This is a genomic window from Pseudomonas sp. NY11955 (assembly GCF_048068035.1).
In the GTDB taxonomy this organism is placed as follows: Bacteria; Pseudomonadota; Gammaproteobacteria; order Pseudomonadales; family Pseudomonadaceae; genus Aquipseudomonas.
The window spans coordinates 154121-178718 of the sequence record NZ_JBLUPS010000007.1 but is presented as its reverse complement, the minus strand read 5'-3'; the positions used below and the strand labels follow the sequence as shown (position 1 = coordinate 178718).

Below are 24598 nucleotides of genomic sequence, written 5' to 3'. Positions count from 1 at the left end.
GGCGCTAGCTTAGCGGAAGCGCCCTGCCTCGCCCAGCCTTCAGGCCTTCGCCGTGGCGGTACTGGTCTTGGTGCGCGGGCGCAGTTGCGCAGTGGCCATGGCATCGTCGGTGACACCGCTGTCAGCACGCATGCCTGCCGCCAGGAACGGCACCATCAGGCGCATCACCTGCTCGATCGAGGTGTTGATGCCAAAGTCGGTCTCGGCGATCGCCCGCAGGGCCTTGATACCGGACATGCTGAAGGCCGCGGCACCGAGCATGAAGTGGACGCGCCAGAACAGCTCCAGTGGCGGAATGCGTGGTGCAGCCTCGTTGACCAGCAGCATGTAGCGGCGGAACACCTTGCCGTACATGTCTTCAAGGTAGCGCCGCAGGTGACCCTGGCTCTGGCTGAATGCCAGGCCCAGCAGGCGCATGAAGATCGACAGGTCATTGTTGCTGCGCGGCTGCACGGCCAACGCCTGCTCTACCAGCATTTCCAGCAGCTCTTCGAGGGTCGGCTTGTGCTCCGGCTTGGCCTGGCGCCGCTCCAGCTCACGCTCGAGGCTGGCGCAAAACGGGCCGAGGAAGCGCGAGAACACCGCCTGGATCAGTGCCTTCTTGGAGCCGAAATGATAGTTGACGGCCGCCAGGTTGACCCCGGCCTTGCTGGTAATCAGCCGCAACGAGGTTTCGGCGAACCCCCTTTCCGCGAACAGCTGCTCGGCAGCATCGAGAATGCGTTCAACGGTTTCCGATTGGGCCATGACTACTCCGCCAGACAAACAAGTGTTTGAAACATACGTTTCAGCCCTGCTTCTGTCAAGGCTCGGTGACCGGGCGGTCGCCATTTAAAAGTGCCAGAGGACAGGCTGCAAGCGCCACTTCTGTTGTTTGATGCGCCTTTTGGCTTGCAGCGCATCCAGTACTGTATATAATTCCAGTCACTGTACAAAAAGACAGAGCGCTCACCATGTTGAAACTGACGCCACGCCAAGCCGAAATTCTCGCGTTCATCAAGCGCTGCCTGGAAGACAACGGCTTCCCGCCGACTCGTGCCGAGATCGCTCAGGAGCTGGGCTTCAGGTCGCCCAATGCCGCCGAAGAACACCTCAAGGCCCTCGCCCGCAAGGGCGCGATCGAAATGACGCCGGGCGCTTCCCGCGGCATACGCATCCCTGGCCTTGAAGCCAAGGCCGAAGAAAGCGGCCTGCCAATCATCGGCCGGGTCGCTGCCGGTGCGCCGATTCTTGCCGAACAGCACATCGAGCAATCCTGCAACATCAACCCCGCCTTCTTCCACCCCCAGGCCGACTATTTGCTGCGCGTACACGGCATGAGCATGAAGGACGTCGGCATCTTCGACGGCGACCTGCTGGCGGTACACACCTGCCGCGAAGCCCGCAACGGCCAGATCGTGGTGGCGCGCATCGGCGACGAAGTCACCGTCAAACGCTTCAAGCGCGAAGGCAGCAAGGTCTGGCTGCTTGCCGAAAACCCCGAATTCGCCCCCATCGAAGTCGACCTGAAAGAACAGGAGCTGGTGATCGAGGGCTTGAGCGTCGGCGTCATTCGCCGCTGATCCAGGAGGCGTCATGCAGCAGTTCATTCACGCACCCGAGCAAGCCCAGTTGCCCCTGTTCGAAGCATTCCTTGCCCAACCCGTGCTACCTGGCCTGAAAACCAGCGAACTGGCGCGCAAAAGCAACCAGCCCGAACTGTTCAGCGAGCTGTCGCTGCGCGGCGCCCCTGGGCACTGCCAAAGCCTGCTGGCACCGGTGCTGCGCGAGCTTAGCGAAGAGGACGAGGCCCGCTGGCTGACCCTGATCGCCCCACCGTCGAGCCTGACCCAGGCCTGGCTTCGCGATGCAGGGCTCAACCGTGAACGTATTCTGCTGCTGCAACCGCGCAGCAATCAAAGCCCGCTGCAACTGGCCTGCGAGGCTTTGCGCCTGGGTCTCAGCCACACCGTGGTCAGCTGGTTGGGCAACGTCAATGCCACTGCACGCCAACAACTTCTACGTGCAGCCAGTGCCGGAAACGCACAAAGCCTGAACATCCGCCTTGGCTGATGTTCAGGCTTCGCCTGACACTTCAAAAAGCCTGATACGCTGCTGCACCCTCAGTGCAGCACGCGCGGCCCTTCATCACGTTCGAGCTCGCCATCCATAAGGCGGCCGGCCATCTGCACGCCCACACTGAGCATGGCTTTGGCCACTTCCACATGCTGCCCCTGCAGGAACACCTTGGCGTCTTCCGAGAAATCCAGGGTTACCAGAGAGCCCTCATCCTCGGCGCGACGCAGTTCGATGCGGCCATCAGGCAACTCGACAATTTCCAGAAAAGACGTAGACATAAATGGCAGTTCTCCGCGAAAGGCCGTTATTGTACCAGCCGTTGCGGCTATCAGCACTCACTCAACGCGTCGCGGAAACGTCTCACCAAGCCCTTGAGGTTGTTGCGCCAGCTTTCCAGCTCGGCACGGGACAGCGCAGGATGCTCGGGCTCATCGAGATTGACGGCTTGGATCAGGGGCTGAGTAACGTCAGTTTTCGGCGCCTTCTTCGCGACAGGTGGTCGGAACAAATCGGCATATGCACCCAGCATTTGCGCCAGCCAGGTCTCGCGCTGGCGGGCCAGCTCCAGCAACTCGGCCACTTCAGGGATGGCGATGCCGTTCAAGGCATCGTCGGCCAGGGCTTGCTCGACCGTTGCAACAACCGGCAGCCGATAGAAGCCGCCGATTTCATGGCACAGGCCCAGCAGTGCGCCATACAGGTGAAACAGCGACGACTCGCGTTCAGCCTGGACCAGGCCCTGAGCGTTCATCGCCTGGCTTTGTTCGGCCTTGGCCATGGACTCCAGGGCGAGACCGGCGAAGAACAGTTTCTGGTTGGTGCGGGTGTAGAGTTCCTGGGCCATATCATTGCCCTCCCATGAGGCTGCAAGGCGAATACATGCATCATAAATGATTGGGGCCGCAAAGCGGCCCCAATTACTGCACTGAAGAGTCAGCGCTTGTCTTCAACCTTCCACGCACCACCGTCGTAGAACGCCTTCCAGCCGGTCGGCTTGCCATCGACCTCGGACTGCACATACTGCTCTTTAGTCTTGCGGCTGTAGCGGATGACCGCCGGGCGGCCATCTGGGTCCTTCTGCGGCGCATCGCACAAGAAGTGATACTTCGGGTCGATCTCATGCTTGTGCGGCACGATCTCCAGCACCAACGGCGCACGGGTTTCGCGGTTTTTAGGGAACTGGCTGGCCGCCAGGAACAGCCCCGAAGCACCGTCGCGCAGCACGTAGGTGTCGTCGACCTTCTCGCACTTGAGCTCCGGCATGTCCACCTTGTCCATCTTCGGTGGCGCCGCCTCGCCGCTCTTGAGCAGCTTGCGGGTGTTCTTGCACGTCGGGTTGGTGCAGCCGAAGAACTTGCCGAAACGACCCGTCTTCAATTGCATCTCGCTACCGCACTTGTCGCACTCCAGGCTCGGCCCTTCGTAGCCCTTGATGCGGTAGTTGCCTTCCTCGATCTCATAACCCGCACAATCCGGGTTGTTACCGCAGATATGCAGCTTGTGCTTTTCGTCCAGCAGGTAGGCATCCATGGCCGTGGCGCAGATCGGGCAACGGTGTTTACCCAACAGCACCCGCGATTCCGACTCGCCCTCGTCGTCAGCGGCAATCTCGTCACCCGGCACCAGGTTGACGGTTGCCTTGCAGCGCTCTTTCGGCGGCAGGCTGTAGCCCGAGCAACCGAGGAACACACCCGTGGAGGCGGTGCGAATCATCATCGGCCGGCCGCATTCCTTGCACGGAATGTTGGTCATGGTCGGCTGGTTGGCGCGCATACCGTCTTCGTTGGACTCGGCAGTCTGCAGCTTCTTGCTGAAGTCGCCGTAGAACTCGTCGAGCACGTTCTTCCAGTCACGCTCGCCCTGAGCCACGTCGTCGAGGTTCTCTTCCATATCGGCGGTAAAGCCGTAGTCCATCAGATTGGAGAAGCTCTCCGACAGGCGTTCGGTGACGATGTCGCCCATCTTCTCGGAATAGAAGCGGCGGTTGTGCAGGGTCACATAGCCACGGTCCTGGATGGTGGAAATGATCGCCGCGTAGGTCGACGGGCGGCCAATGCCACGCTTTTCCATTTCCTTGACCAGGCTGGCTTCGGTGAAGCGTGCCGGCGGCTTGGTGAAGTGCTGGCTCGGGTCGATCTGGATCAGCTTCAGCGCTTCACCTTGAACCATCTCTGGCAGCACGTCATCTTCGCCCGGTTTGCTCTGCTGTGGCAGCACACGGGTGTAACCGTCGAACTTGAGGATACGGCCCTTGGCACGCAGCTCGAAATCGCCGGCGGCCACGGTAACGCTGGTAGACAGGTACTGCGCAGGCGGCATCTGGCAAGCCAGGAACTGGCGCCAGATCAGCTCGTACAGGCGCTCGGCGTCACGCTCCATGCCACTGAGCTTGGTCGGGTGGGTATTCACGTCAGAAGGACGAATCGCTTCGTGCGCCTCCTGGGCGCCTTCCTTGCTGCCGTATACCAGCGGCGCATCCGGCAAGTACTGTTTGCCGAATTCGCGCTCGATGTAGCTGCGCGCCATGTCCAGCGCATCGGCCGACAGGTTGGTCGAGTCGGTACGCATGTAAGTGATGTAGCCGGCCTCGTACAAGCGCTGGGCCATCATCATGGTTTTCTTCACGCCAAAGCCCAGACGGTTACTGGCCGCTTGCTGCAGGGTGGAGGTAATGAACGGTGCCGACGGCTTGCTGCTGGTCGGGCGGTCTTCGCGCTTGACCACGCTGTAGCTGGAAGCCTTGAGCTTCTCCAGCGCAGCCATGGCCTGGGCTTCGTTCAGCGGTTTGAAGGCCTCACCCTTCTCGCGCGCCACCTCGAAACGTACCTTGGCGTTCTTGGCGGTGCCGAGGTCGGCGTGGATCTCCCAGTATTCTTCCGGGATGAACGCACGGATTTCACGCTCGCGCTCAACCACCAGCTTTACCGCTACCGATTGCACACGGCCAGCGGACAGGCCACGGGCAATCTTGGCCCACAGCAGCGGCGAAACCATGTAACCGACCACGCGGTCGAGGAAACGCCGCGCCTGTTGGGCGTTGACCCGGTCGATGTCGAGCTCGCCCGGCTGCGAGAACGCCTCCTGAATGGCCTTCTTGGTAATTTCGTTGAACACCACGCGCTTGTAGCGGGTGTCGTCGCCGCCGATGGCCTCGCGCAGGTGCCAGGCAATGGCTTCCCCCTCGCGGTCCAAGTCGGTTGCGAGATAGATGGTGTCGGCGTCCTTGGCCAGGCGGCGCAGCTCTTCGATCACCTTTTCCTTGCCAGGCAGGATCTCGTACTTGGCCTTCCAACCATGATCAGGGTCGACACCCATGCGAGCCACCAGCTGGCGGCGAGCCTTTTCTTTCGGCGAAAGCGCCGGCGCCTCACCCGCGGCCTTGCCACGCTTGGCGGCCGGCTCTTTGCTCGCGCTGGCCGAACCGCTGGTGGGGAGGTCTCGGATATGGCCGATACTCGACTTCACCACGTACTGGTTGCCCAGGTACTTGTTGATGGTCTTGGCCTTGGCCGGGGATTCCACAATGACCAGCGATTTGCCCATGGATCGGAGTATTCCTGAATCTGAAGATGAAAAACGCGTCAGGTGCCAGACGCGGCACCGCTATATATAGTGGCAAAAGTGTGAGGTCAAGCTCGGACGATCACTCGTGCGACTTGCCCAGCAACCCAGGCAGCCCCTCTTCGGCCTTGACCAAAGCAAAGCGTGGCACCTGCTCGCCGTCAACCTCGACAGACTCCTGGAACATCGAAAGGGGGCGTACCCAGAAGCTGTAATCACCATACAGGCACTGGTAGAACACCATCCACTCTTCGCTTTCGGAGTGCCGCGCAACACTGAAGACACGGTACTCAGGCCCTTTGTAATGCCGGTATACGCCTGGTTGTATCTGCATGTTGCACACCCTCTTGAATAAAACCTGAAAAAAACAAAAACCGGGGCACAAGGCCCCGGCTGCTGTCCCGCTACGCGATCAGACGCGTTCGAAGACAGTGGTGATACCTTGGCCCAGGCCGACGCACATGGTCGCCACGCCCAGCGTACCGCCATTCTGCTTCATGACGTTGAGCAGGGTGCCGGAAATCCGCGCCCCGGAGCAACCGAACGGGTGGCCCAAGGCAATCGCGCCGCCGTGCAGGTTAACCTTCTCATCCATCTTGTCGAGCACTTTCAAGTCTTTCAGCACCGGCAGGGCCTGTGCGGCAAAGGCTTCGTTGAGCTCGATGAAGTCGATGTCGGCCATGGTCAAGCCGGCACGCTTGAGGGCTTTCTGGGTCGATGGCACCGGGCCGTAGCCCATGATCGCCGGGTCGACACCAGCCACCGCCATCGAGCGAATCACCGCCAATGGCTGGATACCGAGGTCCATGGCACGCTGGCCGGACATGACGATCATGCACGACGCACCGTCGGTGATCTGCGACGAAGTACCGGCCGTGACAGTGCCCCCTTTCGGGTTGAACGCCGGCTTGAGCGACGCCAGGCCTTCGAGGGTGGTTTCCGGGCGAATGGTTTCGTCGAAATCGAACACCTTCAGGAAGCCGTTCTCGTCATAGCCCTGCATCGGGATGATCTCGTCCTTGAACTTGCCTTCGACCGTGGCCTTGTGGGCCAGCTGGTGCGAACGCAGGCCGAACAGGTCCTGCTGCTCACGGGTGATGCCGTGCATTTTGCCGAGCATTTCCGCAGTCAGGCCCATCATCCCGGAAGCCTTGGCGGCATGCAAGGACAGGTGCGGGTTGGGGTCGACGCCGTGCATCATGCTGACGTGGCCCATGTGCTCCACACCACCGACCACGAACACATCACCGTTGCCGGTCATGATCGCCTGGGCGGCGGTGTGCAGCGCGCTCATCGACGAACCGCACAGGCGGCTGACGGTCTGCGCCGCGGAGGTGTGCGGGATCTGGGTCATCAGCGAAGCCATGCGGGCGATGTTCCAGCCCTGCTCCAGGGTCTGGTTGACGCAGCCCCAGATCACGTCCTCGACTTCTTTCGGGTCGACTTTGCCGTTGCGTTCCAGCAGTTTGCTGATCAGGTGCGCCGACATGTCTTCGGCGCGGGTATTGCGGTGCATGCCACCCTTGGAGCGGCCCATTGGCGTGCGACCGAAGTCGACAATCACCACGTCTCTTGGATTCAGGCTCATATCAAATCTCTCGCTCTAGCTCGTTGACCGCTCAGTTGAAGAAGCGCTGGCCGTTCTTGGCCATTTCACGCAGCTTGGCGGTCGGGTGGTACAGCGGCCCCAGGTCGGCGTACTGATCGGCCAGGGCGACGAATTCGGCCACACCGATCGAGTCGATGTAACGCAACGCACCACCGCGGAAGGGAGGGAAACCAATGCCGTAGACCAGGCCCATGTCAGCTTCGGCAGCGGTTTCGACGATGCCGTCTTCCAGGCAACGCACAGTCTCCAGGCACAGCGGGACCATCATCCAGTTGATGATGTCTTCGTCGGTGACTTCACGCTGCTCGAACACCACAGGCTTGAGCACATCGAGCACAGTGGCGTCGAAGACCTTCTTCGGCTTGCCGCGCTTGTCGGTTTCGTAGGCGTAGAAGCCTTTGCCGTTCTTCTGGCCCAGACGGTTGGCCTCGTACAGCGCATCGACGGCCGAGCGGCGCTCGTCCTTCATGCGGTCAGGGAAGCCTTCAGCCATCACGTCGCGACCATGGTGGCCGGTGTCGATGCCGACCACGTCCATCAGGTAGGCCGGGCCCATCGGCCAGCCGAACTTTTCCATGACCTTGTCGATGCGCACGAAGTCGACACCGGCGCTGACCAGCTTGGCGAAACCGCCGAAGTAAGGGAACAGCACGCGGTTGACCAAAAAGCCTGGGCAGTCATTGACCACGATCGGGTTCTTGCCCATTTTCTTGGCATAGGCAACGGTGGTGGCAACCGCCACTTCACTGGACTTCTCGCCACGGATCACTTCCACCAGCGGCATCATGTGCACCGGGTTGAAGAAGTGCATGCCGACGAAGTTTTCCGGGCGCTTGAGCGCCTTGGCCAACAGGTTGATGGAGATGGTCGAGGTGTTGGAGGCGAGGATCGCGTCGTCCTTCACCTGGCCTTCCACTTCAGCCAGTACCGCCTGCTTGACTTTCGGGTTCTCGACCACGGCCTCGACGACGATGTCGACATGGGCGAAATCGCCGTAGGACAGGGTCGGGCGAATGGCGTTGAGTGCCTCGGCCATCTTGGCCGGGGTCAGGCGGCCCTTCTCGACGCGGTTGCCGAGCAGCTTGGAGGCTTCGTTCAGGCCCAGCTGGATGGCTTCTTCGCGGATGTCCTTCATCAGGATCGGGGTGCCCTTGACCGCCGACTGATAGGCGATGCCACCCCCCATGATACCGGCGCCAAGTACGGCGGCCTGCTTCACGTCATGGGCGATTTCGTCATGCGCCTTGGCCTTGCGCTTGAGTTCCTGATCGTTCAGGAACAGGCCGATCAGGCTCTCGGCGACCGAGGTCTTGGCCAGCTTGGCAAAGCCTGCGGCTTCGACTTCCAGCGCCTTGTCGCGGCCAAAGTTGGCGGCTTTCTGGATGGACTTGATGGCTTCAACCGGGGCCGGGTAGTTCGGCCCGGCCTGGCCGGCGACGAAGCCCTTGGCGGTTTCGAAGGCCATCATCTGCTCGATGGCATTGAGCTTGAGCTTTTCCAGCTTGGGCTGGCGCTTGGCCTTGTAATCCAGCTCGCCACTGATGGCGCGCTTGATCAGGTCGAGAGCGCCGGCCAGCAGCAGCTCAGGGGCGACCACGGCGTCGACGGCACCCACTTTCAGGGCGTCTTCGGCACGGTTTTCCTTGCCGGCGGCAATCCACTCGATGGCGTTGTCCGAGCCAATCAGGCGCGGCAGACGCACGGTGCCACCGAAGCCTGGGTAGATACCCAGCTTGACTTCCGGCAGGCCGATCTTGGCGCTGCTGGACATGACCCGGTAGTCGGCCGCCAGGCACATTTCCAGGCCGCCGCCCAGGGCGATACCGTTGATGGCGGCAACGGTCGGCACTTCGAGGTCTTCGAAGGCGTTGAAGATGCGGTTGGCTTCCAGGTTGCCAGCGACCAGTTCGGCCTCGGGCAGCTTGAAGTTGTCGACGAACTCGGTGATGTCGGCGCCGACGATGAACACGTCCTTGCCACTGCTGACGATCACGCCCTTGACCGAGGCGTCGGCCTGGATGGCTTCGACGGCCTGGCGCAGCTCGTTCAGGGTCAGGCGGTTGAACTTGTTGACGGACTCACCCTTGAGGTCGAACTTGAGCTCGACGATGCCACTTTCAAGAGCCTTAACCGTGATGGCTTTACCTTCGTAAATCATCAACTGATCTCCACGATATGGAAGCTGAACTGTACACGCCGATCGCTGCAGCAAAAGCAGGCCAAGCTGCCCTGCCCCAGGCACACCCGTCAGCGCGCTAGTCGGAAGTATGGCTTGGCGTCATGACATACAAACGCTCAATTCATACGCCCGTTTGATTTGGGTGTGCACACATTCTCCGAAAAGATCGGCGTTGTCAAATGCTCACGAGCGTGTCGAAAATGCGACTTTCCAGTCATTTTGTATCGGCTGGGTACAAAACATGATGACAGTGATCGCCGCCCATTCATGTCAGCGATTGACCACAAGCATTGCCAGTGTGCTGCAACTTTGCGCTTGCGCAGCAAGCACAGGCGGCTACACTGGCACTTGCTTGAATGAATACCCGGCCTGCCTGGCCTTTTCTGCGCAGCAGAACGCAAAGCGGCGACTTGGCACCCCACCCCTTCAGGGTTCTGCCAAGCCGCCGCTTTGTCGTTTCAGGCCGTTAATGGTTACGCCATACCTGTAGGAGCAGCCTTGCGCTGCGAAAGGGCCGGCAAATCTGGCAATGCTCTATCAGGCATACCGACCTCTTCGCAGCACAAGGCTGCGCCTACAGACACCGTTAACCCATGAGTTCAGGCCAGGGTTTCGAGGACGTAGGCAACATCCTGCAATACCGCCGTATCGCCCCGCTCGGTCCAGTAAAGGGCAATCATCCGCGCATCGGCCTCGACCTTGTACACGCTTGCCGGCAAGCGCGCCAAGGCGTCCATGAAGCGCGGGTCTTCGCAAGGTTCGCGCCACTGGTTGCACCACACCCCCGGGCTGACCTGCCAGAAACTGAAGCTGTCCTCATGCCCACGCCGCCGGGCTCGATGGTACTGCGGGCAAGGGCTTGGCGGCTCCTTTTCCAGCCAGTGAGGCCACTGCTGCGGCGCGAGTTGCATGGCCAGACCCATGCGCCGAGCCTCCAGGCGCAGCTTCATCTGCTCGCTCTGCTTGCGCGAGCTGCGCAGCCAGGAAAGCGGGCTGAGAATCAGCGCAAGGATTGACACCACCAGCAATACCGTCATATCAGTAGTTCCCATAAAGCGTTGCAAATGAGCTGGTTAGCCATTTTTCACGGTAGACCCGCCCGAAAGCGACCATACTTCTTCTATCGCGATTGTCAGGAGTACCGCTCATGTCCTACGAACATCTTCTGGTTGCCGTCGACCTGACCGAAGAATGCGACCCGGTGATCAAGCGCGCCATGGCGCTGGCCGCACCGTCGAATGCCAAGGTTTCACTGGTGCATATCGTCGAGCCTATGGCCATGGCATTTGGCGGTGACGTGCCAATGGACCTGTCGCAACTGCAACAACAGCAGTTCGACCAGGCCAAGGAGCGCATGGACCGCCTGTTCAACAAGTACCCGGACATCCACCGCGGCGACTCGCACCTGACCTACGGCCAACCGCGCCAGGAAATCCACCAACTGGCCAAGGACCAGAAGTGCGACCTGATCGTGGTCGGCAGCCATGGCCGCCACGGCCTGGCATTGCTGCTGGGCTCAACCGCCAATGACGTGCTGCATGGCGCGCCGTGCGATGTGCTGGCGGTGCGCTTGCTGAAGAAGGAATGATTTAACCCGACCCGGCCTCTTCGCGGGCTTGCCCGCTCCCACAGGCTCTCCACAGCCCTTGAAAACTGTGGTGATCCTGTGGGAGCGGGCAAGCCCGCGAAGAGGCCGGGCCAGGCTAGCGCCTATCAGCCTTCCAGCTCAGCCCAGCGCTCTACCAACGCATCCAGCTCACCTTGCAGCTTCTCGATCTTGGCCAGCACTGCCGAGGTTTCCGCGATCGGCCGCTGATAGAAGCCCGCCGCATTCACTTCTTCCTGAACCTCAGCCATGCGCTGTTCGACTTCGTCGATCTGCCCCGGCAGCATCTCCAGTTCCCGCTGCAGCTTGTAGCTGAGCTTCTTCTTCGAAGCCTCTTCCGCCACCGGTGCGGCCACCGGTGCAGGCTTGGTTTCGACCTTCTCCACCACGGCACTATTCAGCTCGGACTTGCCGCCCTTGCTCTCGGTCACGCCCAGCAGCTTCGGCGAACCACCCTGGCGAATCCAGTCCTCATAGCCGCCCACGTATTCACGCACCTTGCCCTCGCCTTCGAACACCAGGGTGCTGGTAACGACGTTGTCGAGGAAGGCCCGGTCGTGGCTGACCATCAGCACGGTACCTTTGTAGTTGGACAGCACCTCTTCAAGCAGCTCGAGGGTTTCCACATCCAGGTCGTTGGTCGGTTCGTCGAGCACCAGCAGGTTGGCCGGTTTGCTGAACAGCTTGGCCAACAGCAGGCGCGCACGCTCACCACCGGACAGCGCCTTGACCGGCGTACGTGCACGCTGGGGGCTGAACAGGAAGTCGCCCAGGTAGCTCAGCACGTGCCGGTTCTGGCCATCGATCTCGATGAAGTCGCGGCCTTCGGCCAGGTTGTCGATCACGGTCTTTTCCAGCTCGAGCTGGTGGCGCATCTGATCGAAATAGGCCACTTCCAGCTTGGTGCCGCGCTCGACCTTGCCCGAAGTCGGCTCCAGGTCGCCGAGCATCAGCTTGAGCAAGGTGGTCTTGCCCGTGCCGTTGGCGCCCAACAGGCCGATGCGGTCCTCACGCTGCAGGACCATGGAGAAGTCCTTGACCAGCATCGGCCCGCCCGCGTGATGGAAGCTGACGTTCTCCAGCACCATCACCTGCTTGCCGGACTTTTCCGCCGCTTCGATCTGGATGTTGGCCTTGCCTTGGCGTTCGCGGCGCTCGCCACGCTCCACACGCAGGGCCTTCAATGCACGCACGCGGCCTTCGTTGCGGGTACGCCGGGCCTTGATGCCCTGGCGGATCCACACTTCTTCCTGGGCCAGGCGCTTGTCGAACAGCGCGTTGGCGGTTTCCTCGGCGGCCAATGCGGCCTCCTTGTGCACCAGGAAGCTCGCATAATCGCCGTTCCAGTCGATCAGGCCGCCGCGGTCCAGCTCAAGGATGCGGGTGGCCAGGTTCTGCAGGAAGGAACGGTCGTGCGTGATGAACAGTACCGCGCCGTTGAAGCCGCGCAGCGCCTCTTCAAGCCAGGCGATGGCACCGATGTCCAGGTGGTTGGTCGGCTCGTCGAGCAGCAGCAGGTCGGGTTCGGACACCAGGGCCTGGGCCAGCAACACGCGGCGGCGCCAGCCGCCGGACAGCTCGGCCAGGGTCTTGTCGGCCGGCAGTTGCAGGCGGCTGAGGGTGCTTTCCACCACCTGCTGCAGTCGCCAGCCGTCGCGGGCTTCCAACTCGTGTTGGACGTGCATGAGTTTTTCCAGGTCTTCGTCGCCCTGGATGTTCATGCTCAGGTGATGGAACTGCGCCAGCAACTCGCCCACGCCGTCCAGGCCAGCGGCCACCACGTCGAACACGGTGCGCGCGTCGGCCACCGGCAGCTCCTGTGGCAGCTCGCCGATCTTCAGGCCTGGGGCACGCCAGATTTCACCGTCGTCGCCCTTCTGCTCGCCCTTGACCAGGCGCAGCATGCTCGACTTACCGGTGCCATTGCGGCCGATGATGCACACCCGCTCGCCACGAGCGATCTGCCAGGACACTTTGTCCAGCAGCGGCATGGCGCCGAATGCGAGGGACACATCGCTGAATTTGAGCAGGGTCATGTTGGTCTCCATAAATCGGGCGCGCATTCTACCTGACTTGGCCCCCGACGGCACCCGCCAGACCAACCAGTGACAGCTGGTCGAACTTAATATCCCGATACAAGCACAGTGCTTTCACCCGCTGCCGGCAAACGGCTAAGCTAAGGCAATAGCTTCCAACAGTGCTGGCTCCGCCGTCACTTTCCCATGGTTCAACTGCCCGGACGTATCATGCGCAGCCGCCTGTTACATATTGCATCCTGCCTGCTGCTCACCGCTGCCACCTGCGCGGCGCAGGCTACCGACCTGACCCTGCAACGCCAGTACTACGACGAGGCCAAGCGTGCGCTGGCCAAAGGCGACAAAGGCCCGTACCTGCGCTATGCCCAGGCCCTGAGCGACTACCCGCTGACGCCCTACCTGGCCTACGACGAGCTCACCGCCCGCCTGAAAAGCGCCAGCAACCAGGAAATCGAAAGTTTCCTCGCCAAGCATGGCGACCTGCCCCAGGCCAACTGGATGAAGCTGCGCTGGTTGCGCTGGCTGGCCGAACGCGGCGAGTGGGACACCTTCGTCAAGTACTACGACCCCAAGCTCAACTTCACCGAACTGGACTGCCTCAACGGCCAATACCAGCTCAGCCACGGCCTGCGCGCCGAAGGCTACGCCACCGCCGACAAACTGTGGAACGTCGGCAAGTCGCAACCTGCCGCCTGCGACACGCTGTTCGGCATGTGGGCAGCCGAAGGCCAGCTGACCGAGGCCAAGCGCTGGGAACGTACCAAGCTGGCGGCCCAGGCACGCAACTATGGCCTGGCCAACAACCTGGTCAAAACCCTCACCACCCTCGCCCCGCAGGGGCGCCTGCTGGTCGACGTGGCGCAGAAGCCCGAGCTGCTCAACCAGCCCTCGCGCTTCACCCCGGTCAACGAGGCCATGTCCGACGTGGTCAGCCTCGGCCTGCGCCGCCTGGCCCGTCAGGACCCGGAGCGGGCCATGGCACTGCTCGACGACTATGCCCAGCGCATGCACTTCTCGCGCGACGAAAAGGTGGCCATCGCCCGCGAAATCGGCCTGACCCTGGCGCGCCGCTATGACCCGCGCGCGCTCGACCTGATGACCCGCTACGACCCTGAACTGCGTGACAACACCGTCAGCGAATGGCGCCTGCGCCTGCTGCTGCGCCTGGGCCGCTGGGAGGACGCCTACGAGCTGACCAAGCGCCTGCCCCAGGACCTGGCCAGCAGCAGCCGCTGGAAGTACTGGCAGGCTCGCAGCCTGGAGCTGGCACAACCAAACAACCCGCAGATCCCGCTGCTGTACAAGACCGTGGCACGTGAGCGCGACTTCTATGGCTTCCTCGCCGCCGACCGGGCACAGACACCGTATCAGTTGAACAACAAGCCCTTGCTGCTGAGCCCGCAACTGGTCAAGAAAGTCCGCAACACACCCGGCATCCAGCGCGCACTGGAATTCCACGCCCGCGGCCAGATCGTCGAAGGCCGCCGCGAGTGGTACCACGTCAGCCGTCACTTCACCCGCGACGAAATGGTTGCCCAGGCACGCCTGGGCTACGAGCTGCGCTGGTACTTCCCGGCCATCCGTACCATCAGCCAGGCGCAGTACTGGGACGACCTGGACATCCGCTTCCCGATGGCCCACCGCGACACCCTGGTGCGCGAGGCCAAGGTTCGCGGCCTGCATTCAAGCTGGGTATTCGCCATCACCCGCCAGGAAAGTGCCTTCATGGAGGACGCACGCTCGCCGGTGGGCGCCAGCGGCCTGATGCAGCTGATGCCGGCCACCGCCAAAGAGACCGCGCGCAAGTTCAGCATCCCGCTGGCGTCACCGGCGCAGGTGCTGAACCCGGACAAGAATATCCAGCTGGGTGCGGCCTACTTGAGCCAGGTACACAGCCAGTTCAACGGTAACCGGGTGCTGGCTTCGGCCGCTTACAACGCCGGCCCCGGGCGCGTGCGCCAATGGCTCAAAGGCGCCAAGCACCTGAGTTTCGATGTGTGGGTGGAATCGATCCCGTTCGACGAAACACGCCAGTATGTACAGAACGTGCTGTCGTATTCGGTGATCTATGGGCAAAAGCTGAATTCGCCACAGCCGCTGGTGGATTGGCACGAGCGGTATTTCGATGACATGTAAGGGTTACTGAGCCCACACTGGCAGCGCTCCCGTGTAGGAGCAGCCTTGTGCTGCGAAGGGGCCAAGAAGTTGTACCGCCGTACAGGCCTCTTCGCAGCGCAAGGCTGCTCCTACCAGGAGCGGGCTCACCCGCCAAGAGGTCGGTACAGGCAACGCCGTTATTCCAGGATTTCGACTTCCATCCCGACTTCCAGCCACCCATCGCCATCCACCGCCAGGTTCTGCCCAAACAACACATCCCCCTCCTTCTCGCGAAAGGTTTTGAGCGTCGCCATCGGCTCGCGGTCGGCACTGCGCTCCCCGGTAGCCGGATCGATAGTCGTGAAAATGCAGCGCACACTGGGTTTGAGCACACGAAACTCCAGGCTGCCGATGCGAACCCGCTTCCAGCCATCCTCGGCAAAAGGCTCCGCCCCCTGCACCACCAGGTTGGGCCGAAATCGCAGCATCTCCATGGGCCGGCCAATACGCCGGTTGAGCTCGTCCAGCGAGCCTTGACCAATCAGCAGCAAGGGGAAACCATCTGGAAACGCCGCGCGGTCGCTGTTGAAGCCGTAACCATTGGGCAAGTAACGCGCACGCTGCTCCGGGCAATGCACCAGGCGCACGGCCTTGCCCAGCAATTCGCTCAACCAGGCCGCCGCGGCATCGCCAGCGTCCGGCACGCGCAGGGTATCGCGCCAGATGGTCACGCCACGCAGGGCGTCATCGGCAGGCGGCACAGCCACCCGCAACGGCACCTGCCCAGGGGCCTGCAGCAGCAACTGGCCGCTGTCGTCATCGCAGGCGTTGATCTGACCAAGTTGTGGCCAAGCACGCTGGGTCAGGAAGCGTCCGTTTTCTTCCTCGACCACCATCCAGCGCCGGTCGCCCTGCAAGCCCAACAACCCCACATTCGATGCCTGCAGGCTTTGCGCCTGCCCTGACTTCACCGGGTATCGATACAACTCACTGAGAAACATCCCTGCCGCCTCGCGTCATGCCAAAAAACCAAGCTTATACCTGGCCGGCTCAACGTTCACGCCGTGGTGACATCCAGTAGCAGACGTTGTTTGACCACGTCGACCAGCCGATCGGGCTGGAACTTGGACAGGAAGTTGTCGCAGCCCACCTTCTTCACCATGGATTCGTTGAAACTGCCCGACAGCGAGGTATGCAGCACCACATAAAGCTGGCGCAGGCGCGCATCGCTGCGGATCTCGGTGGTCAGCCGATAGCCATCCATTTCCGGCATTTCGGCATCGGTAAATACCATCAGCAGCTTCTCGCACACGTCCTCGCCGGCATCGGCCCAGCCCTTGAGCAGGCGCAGCGCCTTCAGGCCATCACTGGCCACATGCAACTTCATACCCAATTGGGACAGGGTGTCGCGCAATTGCGCCAAGGCCACACTGGAGTCGTCCACCAGCAGCACCTCGCGGCCTCGGGCCCGGGCCAGGACCGGGTCGGCGAGTTTATCGCCAGAGACCCGAGCGTTGTACGGCACGATCTCGGCCAGCACCTTCTCCACGTCGATCACCTCCACCAGCTTGTCATCGACCTTGGTGATAGCTGTCAGGTAGTGCTGGCGACCGGCGCTGGTAGGCGGCGGCATGATCGATTCCCAGTTCATGTTGACGATGCGGTCGACACCGCCCACCAGAAAAGCCTGCACCGAGCGGTTGTACTCGGTGACGATGATGGTGCTGTCCGGCCCTGGCTGCAGCGGGCGCATGCCAATCGCCTGGGACAGGTCGATCACAGGCAGGGTCTGCCCGCGCAGGTTGACCACACCGCAGACGAAGGCATGGCGCTGGGGCATCAGCGTCAACTTGGGCAGCTGCAGCACTTCCTGCACCTTGAACACGTTGATCGCGAACAGCTGGCGACCGGCCAGTCGAAACATCAGAATTTCCAGGCGGTTCTCACCCACCAGTTGCGTGCGTTGGTCTACCGTGTCGAGAATGCCAGCCATTGGAAAACCCCCAGGCTCAAGTCGGAAAAAGTAAAATCATCTACCCTGTATCGGCGGCACCCCACACACCTTGACCCCTGCGGGAAAATGCCGCCAGGGCAATTGATATCACCATGCCATCATGCTTTACTGCGGGCATTGTGGATCAAATCAAGGGCGCTGCAAAAGTTCCCCACCTTAGTTGCACATCAGGGAAACCCTTAGCAGCAATCGGGTGCAACCTGATGTTCGCGATATCCTTTAGCCATTAATGTGACGTCATTCTCATTGCATGAATGGAGTCAGGCTTTTGCTAGCTATCGTTTTGGCGTGCCCGCCCCTTGCGCCTACCCCACGCACGGGGACCTGATGATGGACACTGCCTTATCGTTCGATGGCGCCCTGCAGGGGTTCCTGCTGGATGCCCAAGTGCTGCTGACCCAAGCCCAGGAATGCCTGCAGCACCTGGAACTGTTCGACAATGACCTGGATGCCTGCCGCTGCCTGGACAATGCCCTCGACAGCCTCGCCCGACAGGCCGCACAGCTGGGGCTGCGTGAAGTTGCCCACTACACCGCTGCCCTGCAACAGTTGCTCGCCCCAGCCTGTCACGAGGGTTGCCTGCAACGTACGGCCCTACCCGCGATAGGGGCATGCCTGACCCTGCTGGACTGGCAACTGGAGCTGGTCGACACCCGGACCGGGCGGTTGAACCTGGACATCGGCGAGCAGTTGGTACTATTGGGTGAGCTGGCCAAGGCCGTGCAACAGCCCGCTGAGCCAGCCTGCGCGCCCTGCAATGAACAAGGCAGCGTATGCATTCACCCGCGCAGTCACGTGGCTGCCGGCACGCCTCCCAGCCGCTCTACTCCCACGCATTGACCTTACGCAAAGTGCAACTAAGCCCCTTATTCAAGCGCCACCATGGTCGAACTTGAAAAGTGCTTCGAGTTTTCCAGGGCTACGTTGAAACATGGCCGCGCTAGTTGCAACACAAGTGCATACGACGCGATCAAGGAGATGGCAATTTGCTACTCGAAACCGCCCGACCAGCAGGCGTTTCAAAGCGTTACCCAGCCGCGACCGATGCACTGTGAAGTGGTAATATGCGCCCCCACAAACGCTTGCTGCCGGAAGAAAGGTTGCAAGATCACGTGTTGAAAAAAACATCGAAAGTACTGCGCCAAAGCCTCTGACCAGCATTGTGCAAGGCCTCCATCAGCAATACTTCAGTGGCTTCCCTATCTATGTTCCCACGCATCAAGACTTCTCTGCGTTGCCGCTCCCGCGCTGCCCTGCTGCGTTGGGCAACGGTCGGGCTGTGCGTGGCTTCTCTGGTTGCCAACCTGGCGCTGTACCTGAACAACCAGGCAATCTCCTCCGGCCTGCTGACATTGCAACTGGCCGCCACGCTGTGCGCCGTCGCGCAGTTGGGCCTGGGCGCCAGATCGATCAGCCTGCGCCCGGCTGAACTGGCCGAGCGCATGCTCAAGGTGCAGGAAGACGAGCGTCAGCACCTGAGCCGGGAACTGCACGACGACATCGGTCAACTGCTCACCGCCGCCAAACTGCAATTGCAGTGGCTGCAGCGGCGCATGCCCGACGACCTGCAGAACCACTGCGACGCCCTGCGCAGCACGCTGGATGACACCTTGGGCAACGTGCGCGATGTGTCTGCCCTGCTCAACCCGCGGCAGTTGGCCAGCCTGGGCCTGGAAGCCAGCCTGCGCGCACATCTGGTACGTACCCTGGCCAGCGGCGGCGTGCACTGGAGCCTGGCATGCAACCAGCGCCTTGGCGGCATCGACGAAACCGTAGCCATGGCAGTGTTCCGTATTACCCAAGAAGCGGTGACCAACATGCTGCGTCACGCCCAGGCACACAACCTGGTCATCCGCCTGCAGCGCACCCCCGAGGGGCTGACGCTGTCGATCCACGACGACGGCCAAGGTTTCGTACCCGCACGGCACCCGGCCGTGGCTGGCCAGCGCGGCCTGGCCGGCATGCAGGAGCGGGTCACCGCACTGCAGGGTAGCCTCGACATCACCAGCCAACTTGGTCTGGGCACGCACATCAAGGCCACCTTCCCGTGGCCGCCGCGCACCCAGCAGCGTGCCAGGAGTACTGCCCCCCATGACCTGTAGACTGCTGCTGGTAGATGACCACTCGCTGATCCGTGCCGGTGTACGTGCGCTGGTCTGCGACATCCCCGGCTATGCTGTGATCGGCGAAGCCGACGATGGCAACCAACTGCTCGAACAGGTACGCACACTGGCCCCCGATATCGTCTTGCTGGACATCTCCATGCGTTCGACCAGCGGTCTGGACGCCCTTACCCAGCTGCGGGCCAGCACCAGTACCTGCAAGGTGCTGATCCTGTCGATGCACACCGACCCGGACCTGATCATGCGGGCCCTGGAAGGCGGCGCCCATGGCTATTTACTCAAGGACACCAGCGCCACCGAGCTGGAACAGGCCTTGGCCGCAGTGCGCAACGGCGAACGTTACCTCAGCCCGGCCATCGCCCACACCGTCATCAACCAGGCACTGCGCCACGCCAAACATGGCAAGCAAGGCGCTGGCGAACGGCATAACCTGACGGCTCGGCAGCTGGAGATCCTGCGCCTGATCGTGCGTGGCAAGTCCACCCGGGAAATCGCTACAGGCCTGGGCCTGTCGATCAAGACCGTGGAAACCCACCGCTCGCAAATCATGAAGCGCCTGCAGATTCACGACGTGGCCGGGCTGGTGCTGTTCGCCGTGCGCGAGAAAATCATCAGCCTGGACGATTGAGCAACGGCGACCCGGCCGGCAGGTGCAGGCGCAACGCTGCAGGCTTGGCCTGAAAGCGCAGGTTGGCAGCCTGCAATGGCTCGCCATCGAGGTTGATGTCCAGCCCCTGCGAACTCTTGATCTCGACCCACGGCAACCTGGCGCGAACGAACAGGCCGTCACCGGCAAACAGATCTCGCAGGGCGCCTACCACTTCCTGTGGCGCAGGCAGGATGGCGATATCGAGCAAACCGTCATTGACCACGGCGTCGGGACAAAGCGCCTGCCCGCCCCCAGCCTGACGGCCATTGCCGATACCCAGCGCGAGCAAATCCCCTTGCCAGTGAAAGCCCGGCCCCTGCAACTCCACCGATGCCGCCTGCAGCTCACTGAAGCGGGACAACCCGGTGAACAGGTAGGCCGCCGCGCCAAGGACTTTCTTGAGGTCTTCCGAGGTATTGGCCGTGACCTGGCTGCCAAAGCCGCCGGTAGCCATGTTGAGGAACAGTTGCTCGCCAGCTTGCCCCAAATCTATGGGCTGTGGCTCGACATTCAGCAGGGCCAGCGCCGCCGCTGGCTCCACTGGGATGCCAGCGGCCTTGGCAAAATCGTTGGCCGTGCCCAGTGGCAACAAGGCCAGGCTAGCGTTGGTGGCCGCCTGCCCCATCGCCTCGGCTACATCGCGCAACGTGCCATCCCCGCCACCGGCAACGATATGGCTGTAGCCCGCCGCCAGCGCCTCGGCGACCAGCCGCTGGGCGTCCCCCGCCTCCCAGGTGACCCGCACATCCAGCATCCAACCGCTATCGCGCAGCTCGCGCACAGCGCCGCGCACCTCTTCGTTCATCGCCTGCTTGCCATGCAGCACCAGCATTGCCTTGCGCCCATGCATGTGCGCGTCTCCCTAAAGTTGGCCAACCCAAATCTCGACCACCGGCAAGCCCGGATCGTTGCATGCCCGCAAAAAAATCGCGTTGCCCGGCCAATTCCCCCACACCTGGAAATGCGCGGCTATGCTCAGCAAATACACCTTCAGCCATGGACGCGCCCCGGCGGTGGTTTCACCACGGCTGAAAAGGGGCGCGCCTTGCTATCTGCAGCCTTCGCGAGGATCCCGGGTGATGCGCATTCTCTGGACACTGCCCTACCTGCCCTGGCCTACCACCAGCGGCCACAAGACCCGGCAATACCACTTGCTGCGCGCACTGGCCGAACGCGGCCACCGGATTACCCTGCTGGTCCAGTCGAAGATCCCCCTCAGCGATACCGCTCGCGATGCCCTGGAACCACTGCTCGAACGCCTGATCGTACTGCCCCGCCGGCCACTGCACAGCCCGCTGAACCTGCTGGCCTCACCCATCATCGACTACCCCATGCGGGCAATCATCAATGGCCTTTCCTCGTGCCTGCGGCACCGCTTCGAGCAGTTGCTGGACGAACCTTGGGACGTGATCCAGATCGAGCACAGCTACAGTTTCCAGCCATTCGAAAAAGCCCTGCAGGCCCGTGGGCTGCCCTACATGCTCAGCGAGCACACCCTGGAATCGGTAATGGGCGGCGCCTGCCACGACCGCCTGCCGCTGTGGCTACGCCCGCTCAACGCCTTCGACCGTTGGCGCTACCGGCGCTGGGAACAGCGTGTGCTGCGCCAACCTACCGAGCTGGTGGCGGTCAGCGCCCACGATGCCGAGCTGATCGCGCAAATCAGCGGGCGCCCGGTGAACGTGGTGGTCAATGGTGTGGATTGTGACTTCTACCAGCAGGTGCAACCAGCGCTGCACAGCCAGCGCCTGCTGTTCGTCGGCAACTTCGAGTATGGCGCCAACCTGGAGGCCATCGAATGGGCGCTGGAAGACATCATGCCGCAGGTATGGATGAGCAACCCAGCAGTGCGTTTGGCCATTGCCGGGCATGCCATGCCGGCCAACTGGAAACTGCACTGGAACGACCCACGCATCGAATGGTTCGGCTACCGCCCCGACCTGCGTGAACTGCAGCGGCGCTCGGCGCTGTTCTTCGCACCACTGCGCTATGCCGGTGGTTCGAAGGTGAAAATCCTCGAAGCGATGGCCGCCGGTTTGCCAGTGATCACCACCGGCAAGGGCGTTTCAGGCCTGGCCGCGAATAACGGTGAGCACTACCTGGGCAGTGATGACGGTGATCAACTGGCCCTGCTGATCACCCAACTGCTCAACCAGCCCTGGCGCATGAGCCAGTTGAGCGCGGCCGGGCGCCAGTTCGCCCGCCAACGCCACGACTGGGGCGTGGTCGCCCAGCAACTGGAGAACGTGCACATGCGCCTGACCCAGGCGGTGCCGGCAGAGGCAGCACCGCCCGCCAATGCCTGGCTGGGCCGCTCAGCCAAGTAGCTCGCTGAAAGGGATGAACGGCACGCTGTCACCGTGCTTCGGTGTACTGCCTTCGCGCACCTCCACCAACCCCTCGGCCCAGGCCGCACTACGCAGCACACCCGAGCTCTGGTTCTTGTAGATACGCACTTGACCCTGTTCGATGCGCGCACGCAGGTACTCGCGGCGCGTGCCGGGCTTGGGCCAGTCAAAGCCCGCCGGCATGTCGAAGCGCAATGGCGTAATGTCGGCCACACCCTGGCGCCGCAGCAGATAGGGCCGGGTCAACAGGCCAAAGGTGACCAGGGTCGAGGCCGGGTTGCCTGGCAGACCGATCACCGGCACGCCCTGGAAGTGGCCAAACGTCAGCGGCTTGCCCGGCTTGATCGCCAGCTTCCACAATGCCAGCTCGCCGGCTTCGCGCAGGGCAGCACCGAGGTAGTCGGCCTCGCCCACCGAGACACCACCGGTGGACAGGATCAGGTCTACGCCTCCCAGGGCTGCCAGGCAGGTGCGGGTACGCGCCAGGTCATCCGGCAAGATCCCGGCATCGACCACTTCGCAGCCCAGTCGCTGCAACCAGCTGACCAGCAACCTACGGTTGCTGTTGTAGATTTGCCCGGGCCCCAGAGGCAGGCCGGGCTCGACCAGTTCGTCACCGGTGGACAGCACCGCCACTTTCACCTTGCGCACCACGTCCAGGCGGCCGTATCCCAGGGTCGCCGCCAGGCCAAGCTCGATCGGCCCAAGGCGGGTGCCAGCGCTCATTACCTGCTCACCCTTGCGGGTTTCCTGGCCCTGAGGGCGTATGTTCTGCTCAGTTTGCAATGCTTCGAGAAAACGTACCCGGCCATCTTCGAGTACTTCGGTGTTTTCCTGCATCTCGACGCAATCGGCCCCTTCCGGTACCGGCGCACCGGTGAAGATCCGCGCGCAGGTGCCCGGTTGCAGCGGCTGTGGCGCGTGGCCAGCGAAAATACGCTGGCTGACCGGCAGCGGCTGGCCCTGCCAGTCGGCTTTACGCAAGGCATAACCGTCCATGGCGCTGTTGGGCCAGGGCGGTAGATCGAGCGCAGCCACCAGGTCGGTGGCCAACACGCGGCCTTCAGCCTCGGCCAGTGGCAGGTGTTCGGTCTCGCGGATCGGCGCCGCCTCGGCCAATGCCAGCAACTGCTCCAAAGCCTGTTCCACCGGCATCAGTGGCCGGGCCTGACTGACCTCAGCCACGGCTGTCACAGGCCGCTGCCTGCTTCAGATGCGCTACGAAATTGCATGGGCGATGACGGGCATCGAGCTGCTCGGCGAGGATACCATCCCAACCGGTGCGCACCGCGTTGGTCGAACCCGGCAGGCAGCACACCAGGGTGCCGTTGGCAAGCCCCGCCAAGGCACGCGACTGCACGGTGGAAGTGCCAATGTCGGCCACGGAGATCTGCCGGAACAGCTCGCCAAAACCCTCCACCTGCTTGTCCAGCAGGCAAGCCACCGCCTCAGGGGTGCTGTCGCGGCCGGTAAAACCGGTCCCCCCGGTAATCAACACCACTTGCACGCTGTCATCGGCTATCCAGGTGGCGACCTGAGCGCGGATCTTGTACAGGTCGTCCTTGAGCAGCACACGTTCGGCCAGGCGGTGGCCGGCGGCGCTCAGGCGGTCAACGAACAGCTGGCCAGAGGTGTCGGTGTCGAAGGTACGGGTGTCGCTGACCGTGAGCACGGCGATATTCAGCGCCACGAAGGGGGTATCTGCCTTGGCTTTCATGGGTGTCCGTCACAACAAGATGAGATGGCCGCAGTTATATCACAGCGCGCCTTTTCCGGCGTCGCGCCCATCAGCCTTGCCTTGGATCAAGGGGGCGAATAAGTCGCTATGCTGCACTTGGAGTGAACTTGCACTAACGTCCTGCGTCATAAATGTCATCTAGCACCATCGCACTTGGAGAAACACGATGATCAAACGGACCCTTCCCGCCTTCCTGCTCGCCTTGGGCCTGGGCGCTCTTGCCGGCTGTGCATCGCCGACTGTCATTACCCTCAACGATGGTCGCGAAATCCAGGCCACCGACACGCCGAAGTACGATGAAGACTCCGGCTTCTACGAGTTCGAGCAGTTGGACGGCAAGCGCACGCGCTTGAACAAGGACCAGATTCGCACTGTGAAAGAGCTCTGATCCAGGCCCCGTTTCGGCAATGGCCCTATAAACAACAAGGGCTTGCGGGCCAAAACGGGATGCAGTAGGATTTTCTTCATCGGAGTGTAGCGCAGCCAGGTAGCGCGTCTCGTTCGGGACGAGAAGGCCGCAGGTTCGAATCCTGTCTCTCCGACCAAATCCTCATAAAGAAGCCCGCATAGTGCGGGCTTT

General features: G+C 62.2%; 23 protein-coding genes and 1 tRNA gene. 10 read left to right on the top strand and 14 right to left on the bottom strand.

Annotation, left to right across the window (positions count from 1 at the left end):
- Positions 1 to 39: 39 nt before the first annotated feature.
- Positions 40 to 747 (bottom strand): TetR/AcrR family transcriptional regulator, encoded by a 708-nt coding sequence (locus tag ACNFBR_RS15435; RefSeq protein ID WP_416735698.1) that lies wholly within the window; start codon positions 745 to 747, stop codon positions 40 to 42.
- A gap of 206 nt (positions 748 to 953) precedes the next feature.
- Between ACNFBR_RS15435 and lexA the strand changes: the two genes are divergently transcribed.
- Both lexA and sulA read left to right on the top strand, forming a co-directional pair.
- The gene (gene lexA, locus ACNFBR_RS15430; RefSeq protein ID WP_416735697.1) at positions 954 to 1562 is read left to right on the top strand and encodes a transcriptional repressor LexA; all 609 of its coding nucleotides are present in this window, start codon (positions 954 to 956) and stop codon (positions 1560 to 1562) included.
- A 13-nt stretch (positions 1563 to 1575) separates the two neighbouring features.
- Positions 1576 to 2052 carry an SOS-induced cell division inhibitor SulA gene (gene sulA, locus ACNFBR_RS15425; RefSeq protein ID WP_416735695.1) on the top strand — a complete coding sequence of 159 codons (477 nt, stop codon included), beginning with the start codon at positions 1576 to 1578 and terminating at the stop codon, positions 2050 to 2052.
- Between the two features lie 50 nt (positions 2053 to 2102).
- On the opposite strand, the gene ACNFBR_RS15420 is transcribed toward sulA, so the two are convergent.
- From ACNFBR_RS15420 to ACNFBR_RS15390, 7 genes are all read right to left on the bottom strand, one after another.
- Positions 2103 to 2336 carry a hypothetical protein gene (locus ACNFBR_RS15420; RefSeq protein WP_003248777.1) on the bottom strand — a complete coding sequence of 78 codons (234 nt, stop codon included), beginning with the start codon at positions 2334 to 2336 and terminating at the stop codon, positions 2103 to 2105.
- Between the two features lie 50 nt (positions 2337 to 2386).
- Positions 2387 to 2902, bottom strand: a complete 516-nt coding sequence (locus ACNFBR_RS15415) for a DUF6586 family protein (protein ID WP_416735694.1) — start codon at positions 2900 to 2902, stop codon at positions 2387 to 2389.
- A gap of 89 nt (positions 2903 to 2991) precedes the next feature.
- Complete coding sequence (gene topA / locus ACNFBR_RS15410) at positions 2992 to 5601, bottom strand: type I DNA topoisomerase (RefSeq protein ID WP_416735692.1); 2610 nt, start codon at positions 5599 to 5601, stop codon at positions 2992 to 2994.
- Positions 5602 to 5701: 100 nt separating this feature from the next.
- Positions 5702 to 5953: a DUF1653 domain-containing protein gene (locus ACNFBR_RS15405; RefSeq protein WP_023661154.1), complete on the bottom strand. Its 252-nt coding sequence runs from the start codon at positions 5951 to 5953 to the stop codon at positions 5702 to 5704.
- A gap of 78 nt (positions 5954 to 6031) precedes the next feature.
- Positions 6032 to 7207 carry an acetyl-CoA C-acyltransferase FadA gene (gene fadA, locus ACNFBR_RS15400; RefSeq protein WP_003248768.1) on the bottom strand — a complete coding sequence of 392 codons (1176 nt, stop codon included), beginning with the start codon at positions 7205 to 7207 and terminating at the stop codon, positions 6032 to 6034.
- Between the two features lie 31 nt (positions 7208 to 7238).
- Complete coding sequence (gene fadB / locus ACNFBR_RS15395; RefSeq protein WP_416735690.1) at positions 7239 to 9386, bottom strand: fatty acid oxidation complex subunit alpha FadB; 2148 nt, start codon at positions 9384 to 9386, stop codon at positions 7239 to 7241.
- A gap of 620 nt (positions 9387 to 10006) precedes the next feature.
- Complete coding sequence (locus tag ACNFBR_RS15390; RefSeq protein ID WP_416735689.1) at positions 10007 to 10444, bottom strand: hypothetical protein; 438 nt, start codon at positions 10442 to 10444, stop codon at positions 10007 to 10009.
- A 110-nt stretch (positions 10445 to 10554) separates the two neighbouring features.
- Here ACNFBR_RS15390 and ACNFBR_RS15385 point away from each other — a divergent pair, with 110 nt between their 5' ends.
- Positions 10555 to 10995, top strand: coding sequence for a universal stress protein (locus ACNFBR_RS15385; protein ID WP_133970875.1), 441 nt, complete (start codon positions 10555 to 10557; stop codon positions 10993 to 10995).
- Positions 10996 to 11120: 125 nt separating this feature from the next.
- Here the strand turns inward: ACNFBR_RS15385 and ACNFBR_RS15380 are convergent, their stop codons facing one another.
- Positions 11121 to 13049: an ATP-binding cassette domain-containing protein gene (locus ACNFBR_RS15380; protein ID WP_416735688.1), complete on the bottom strand. Its 1929-nt coding sequence runs from the start codon at positions 13047 to 13049 to the stop codon at positions 11121 to 11123.
- 210 nt (positions 13050 to 13259) lie between these two features.
- Between ACNFBR_RS15380 and ACNFBR_RS15375 the strand changes: the two genes are divergently transcribed.
- Complete coding sequence (locus ACNFBR_RS15375) at positions 13260 to 15185, top strand: transglycosylase SLT domain-containing protein (RefSeq protein ID WP_416735686.1); 1926 nt, start codon at positions 13260 to 13262, stop codon at positions 15183 to 15185.
- Between the two features lie 158 nt (positions 15186 to 15343).
- Here the strand turns inward: ACNFBR_RS15375 and ACNFBR_RS15370 are convergent, their stop codons facing one another.
- Positions 15344 to 16147 carry an MOSC domain-containing protein gene (locus ACNFBR_RS15370; protein WP_416735685.1) on the bottom strand — a complete coding sequence of 268 codons (804 nt, stop codon included), beginning with the start codon at positions 16145 to 16147 and terminating at the stop codon, positions 15344 to 15346.
- Positions 16148 to 16203: 56 nt separating this feature from the next.
- Positions 16204 to 17139, bottom strand: a complete 936-nt coding sequence (locus tag ACNFBR_RS15365; RefSeq protein ID WP_416735684.1) for a chemotaxis protein CheV — start codon at positions 17137 to 17139, stop codon at positions 16204 to 16206.
- A 351-nt stretch (positions 17140 to 17490) separates the two neighbouring features.
- On the opposite strand from ACNFBR_RS15365, the gene ACNFBR_RS15360 reads away from it, so the two are divergent.
- The 3 genes from ACNFBR_RS15360 (at position 17491) to ACNFBR_RS15350 (ending at position 19911) form a co-directional block, all read left to right on the top strand.
- Positions 17491 to 18000, top strand: coding sequence for a histidine kinase (locus ACNFBR_RS15360; RefSeq protein WP_416735683.1), 510 nt, complete (start codon positions 17491 to 17493; stop codon positions 17998 to 18000).
- A 365-nt stretch (positions 18001 to 18365) separates the two neighbouring features.
- On the top strand, positions 18366 to 19262 hold the full coding sequence (locus ACNFBR_RS15355; protein WP_416735834.1) for a sensor histidine kinase: 897 nt from the start codon (positions 18366 to 18368) through the stop codon (positions 19260 to 19262).
- Positions 19252 to 19911, top strand: a complete 660-nt coding sequence (locus ACNFBR_RS15350; RefSeq protein ID WP_416735680.1) for a response regulator — start codon at positions 19252 to 19254, stop codon at positions 19909 to 19911. The genes ACNFBR_RS15355 and ACNFBR_RS15350 overlap by 11 nt, the downstream gene beginning before the upstream one ends.
- On the opposite strand, the gene yegS is transcribed toward ACNFBR_RS15350, so the two are convergent.
- Complete coding sequence (gene yegS / locus ACNFBR_RS15345) at positions 19895 to 20782, bottom strand: lipid kinase YegS (protein WP_416735677.1); 888 nt, start codon at positions 20780 to 20782, stop codon at positions 19895 to 19897. The two genes, ACNFBR_RS15350 and yegS, sit on opposite strands and share 17 nt — an antisense overlap.
- A gap of 229 nt (positions 20783 to 21011) precedes the next feature.
- Here yegS and ACNFBR_RS15340 point away from each other — a divergent pair, with 229 nt between their 5' ends.
- A complete protein-coding gene (locus ACNFBR_RS15340; RefSeq protein ID WP_416735676.1) occupies positions 21012 to 22259 on the top strand; it encodes a glycosyltransferase family 4 protein in 1248 nt (415 codons plus the stop codon).
- Here ACNFBR_RS15340 and glp read toward each other — a convergent pair.
- Together glp and moaB are read right to left on the bottom strand one after the other, a co-directional pair.
- Entirely contained in the window at positions 22248 to 23474 is a 1227-nt protein-coding gene (gene glp / locus ACNFBR_RS15335) for a gephyrin-like molybdotransferase Glp (RefSeq protein WP_416735674.1), read from the bottom strand. The genes ACNFBR_RS15340 and glp overlap by 12 nt on opposite strands.
- On the bottom strand, positions 23458 to 23997 hold the full coding sequence (gene moaB, locus ACNFBR_RS15330) for a molybdenum cofactor biosynthesis protein B (protein ID WP_416735672.1): 540 nt from the start codon (positions 23995 to 23997) through the stop codon (positions 23458 to 23460). The genes glp and moaB overlap by 17 nt, the downstream gene beginning before the upstream one ends.
- A gap of 187 nt (positions 23998 to 24184) precedes the next feature.
- Between moaB and ACNFBR_RS15325 the strand changes: the two genes are divergently transcribed.
- On the top strand, positions 24185 to 24406 hold the full coding sequence (locus tag ACNFBR_RS15325; RefSeq protein WP_416735670.1) for a YgdI/YgdR family lipoprotein: 222 nt from the start codon (positions 24185 to 24187) through the stop codon (positions 24404 to 24406).
- 80 nt (positions 24407 to 24486) lie between these two features.
- Positions 24487 to 24563: transfer RNA gene (locus ACNFBR_RS15320), tRNA-Pro, on the top strand.
- Positions 24564 to 24598 lie beyond the last annotated feature (35 nt).

Bases quoted from the DNA above. Each gene is read 5' to 3' on its own strand.
- ACNFBR_RS15435 (WP_416735698.1), bottom strand. From the start codon at position 747: ATGGCCCAATCGGAAACCGTTGAACGCATTCTCGATGCTGCCGAGCAG.
- lexA (WP_416735697.1), top strand. From the start codon at position 954: ATGTTGAAACTGACGCCACGCCAAGCCGAAATTCTCGCGTTCATCAAG.
- sulA (WP_416735695.1), top strand. From the start codon at position 1,576: ATGCAGCAGTTCATTCACGCACCCGAGCAAGCCCAGTTGCCCCTGTTC.
- ACNFBR_RS15420 (WP_003248777.1), bottom strand. From the start codon at position 2,336: ATGTCTACGTCTTTTCTGGAAATTGTCGAGTTGCCTGATGGCCGCATC.
- ACNFBR_RS15415 (WP_416735694.1), bottom strand. From the start codon at position 2,902: ATGGCCCAGGAACTCTACACCCGCACCAACCAGAAACTGTTCTTCGCC.
- topA (WP_416735692.1), bottom strand. From the start codon at position 5,601: ATGGGCAAATCGCTGGTCATTGTGGAATCCCCGGCCAAGGCCAAGACC.
- ACNFBR_RS15405 (WP_023661154.1), bottom strand. From the start codon at position 5,953: ATGCAGATACAACCAGGCGTATACCGGCATTACAAAGGGCCTGAGTAC.
- fadA (WP_003248768.1), bottom strand. From the start codon at position 7,207: ATGAGCCTGAATCCAAGAGACGTGGTGATTGTCGACTTCGGTCGCACG.
- fadB (WP_416735690.1), bottom strand. From the start codon at position 9,386: ATGATTTACGAAGGTAAAGCCATCACGGTTAAGGCTCTTGAAAGTGGC.
- ACNFBR_RS15390 (WP_416735689.1), bottom strand. From the start codon at position 10,444: ATGACGGTATTGCTGGTGGTGTCAATCCTTGCGCTGATTCTCAGCCCG.
- ACNFBR_RS15385 (WP_133970875.1), top strand. From the start codon at position 10,555: ATGTCCTACGAACATCTTCTGGTTGCCGTCGACCTGACCGAAGAATGC.
- ACNFBR_RS15380 (WP_416735688.1), bottom strand. From the start codon at position 13,049: ATGACCCTGCTCAAATTCAGCGATGTGTCCCTCGCATTCGGCGCCATG.
- ACNFBR_RS15375 (WP_416735686.1), top strand. From the start codon at position 13,260: ATGCGCAGCCGCCTGTTACATATTGCATCCTGCCTGCTGCTCACCGCT.
- ACNFBR_RS15370 (WP_416735685.1), bottom strand. From the start codon at position 16,147: ATGTTTCTCAGTGAGTTGTATCGATACCCGGTGAAGTCAGGGCAGGCG.
- ACNFBR_RS15365 (WP_416735684.1), bottom strand. From the start codon at position 17,139: ATGGCTGGCATTCTCGACACGGTAGACCAACGCACGCAACTGGTGGGT.
- ACNFBR_RS15360 (WP_416735683.1), top strand. From the start codon at position 17,491: ATGGACACTGCCTTATCGTTCGATGGCGCCCTGCAGGGGTTCCTGCTG.
- ACNFBR_RS15355 (WP_416735834.1), top strand. From the start codon at position 18,366: ATGTTCCCACGCATCAAGACTTCTCTGCGTTGCCGCTCCCGCGCTGCC.
- ACNFBR_RS15350 (WP_416735680.1), top strand. From the start codon at position 19,252: ATGACCTGTAGACTGCTGCTGGTAGATGACCACTCGCTGATCCGTGCC.
- yegS (WP_416735677.1), bottom strand. From the start codon at position 20,782: ATGCATGGGCGCAAGGCAATGCTGGTGCTGCATGGCAAGCAGGCGATG.
- ACNFBR_RS15340 (WP_416735676.1), top strand. From the start codon at position 21,012: ATGCGCATTCTCTGGACACTGCCCTACCTGCCCTGGCCTACCACCAGC.
- moaB (WP_416735672.1), bottom strand. From the start codon at position 23,997: ATGAAAGCCAAGGCAGATACCCCCTTCGTGGCGCTGAATATCGCCGTG.
- ACNFBR_RS15325 (WP_416735670.1), top strand. From the start codon at position 24,185: ATGATCAAACGGACCCTTCCCGCCTTCCTGCTCGCCTTGGGCCTGGGC.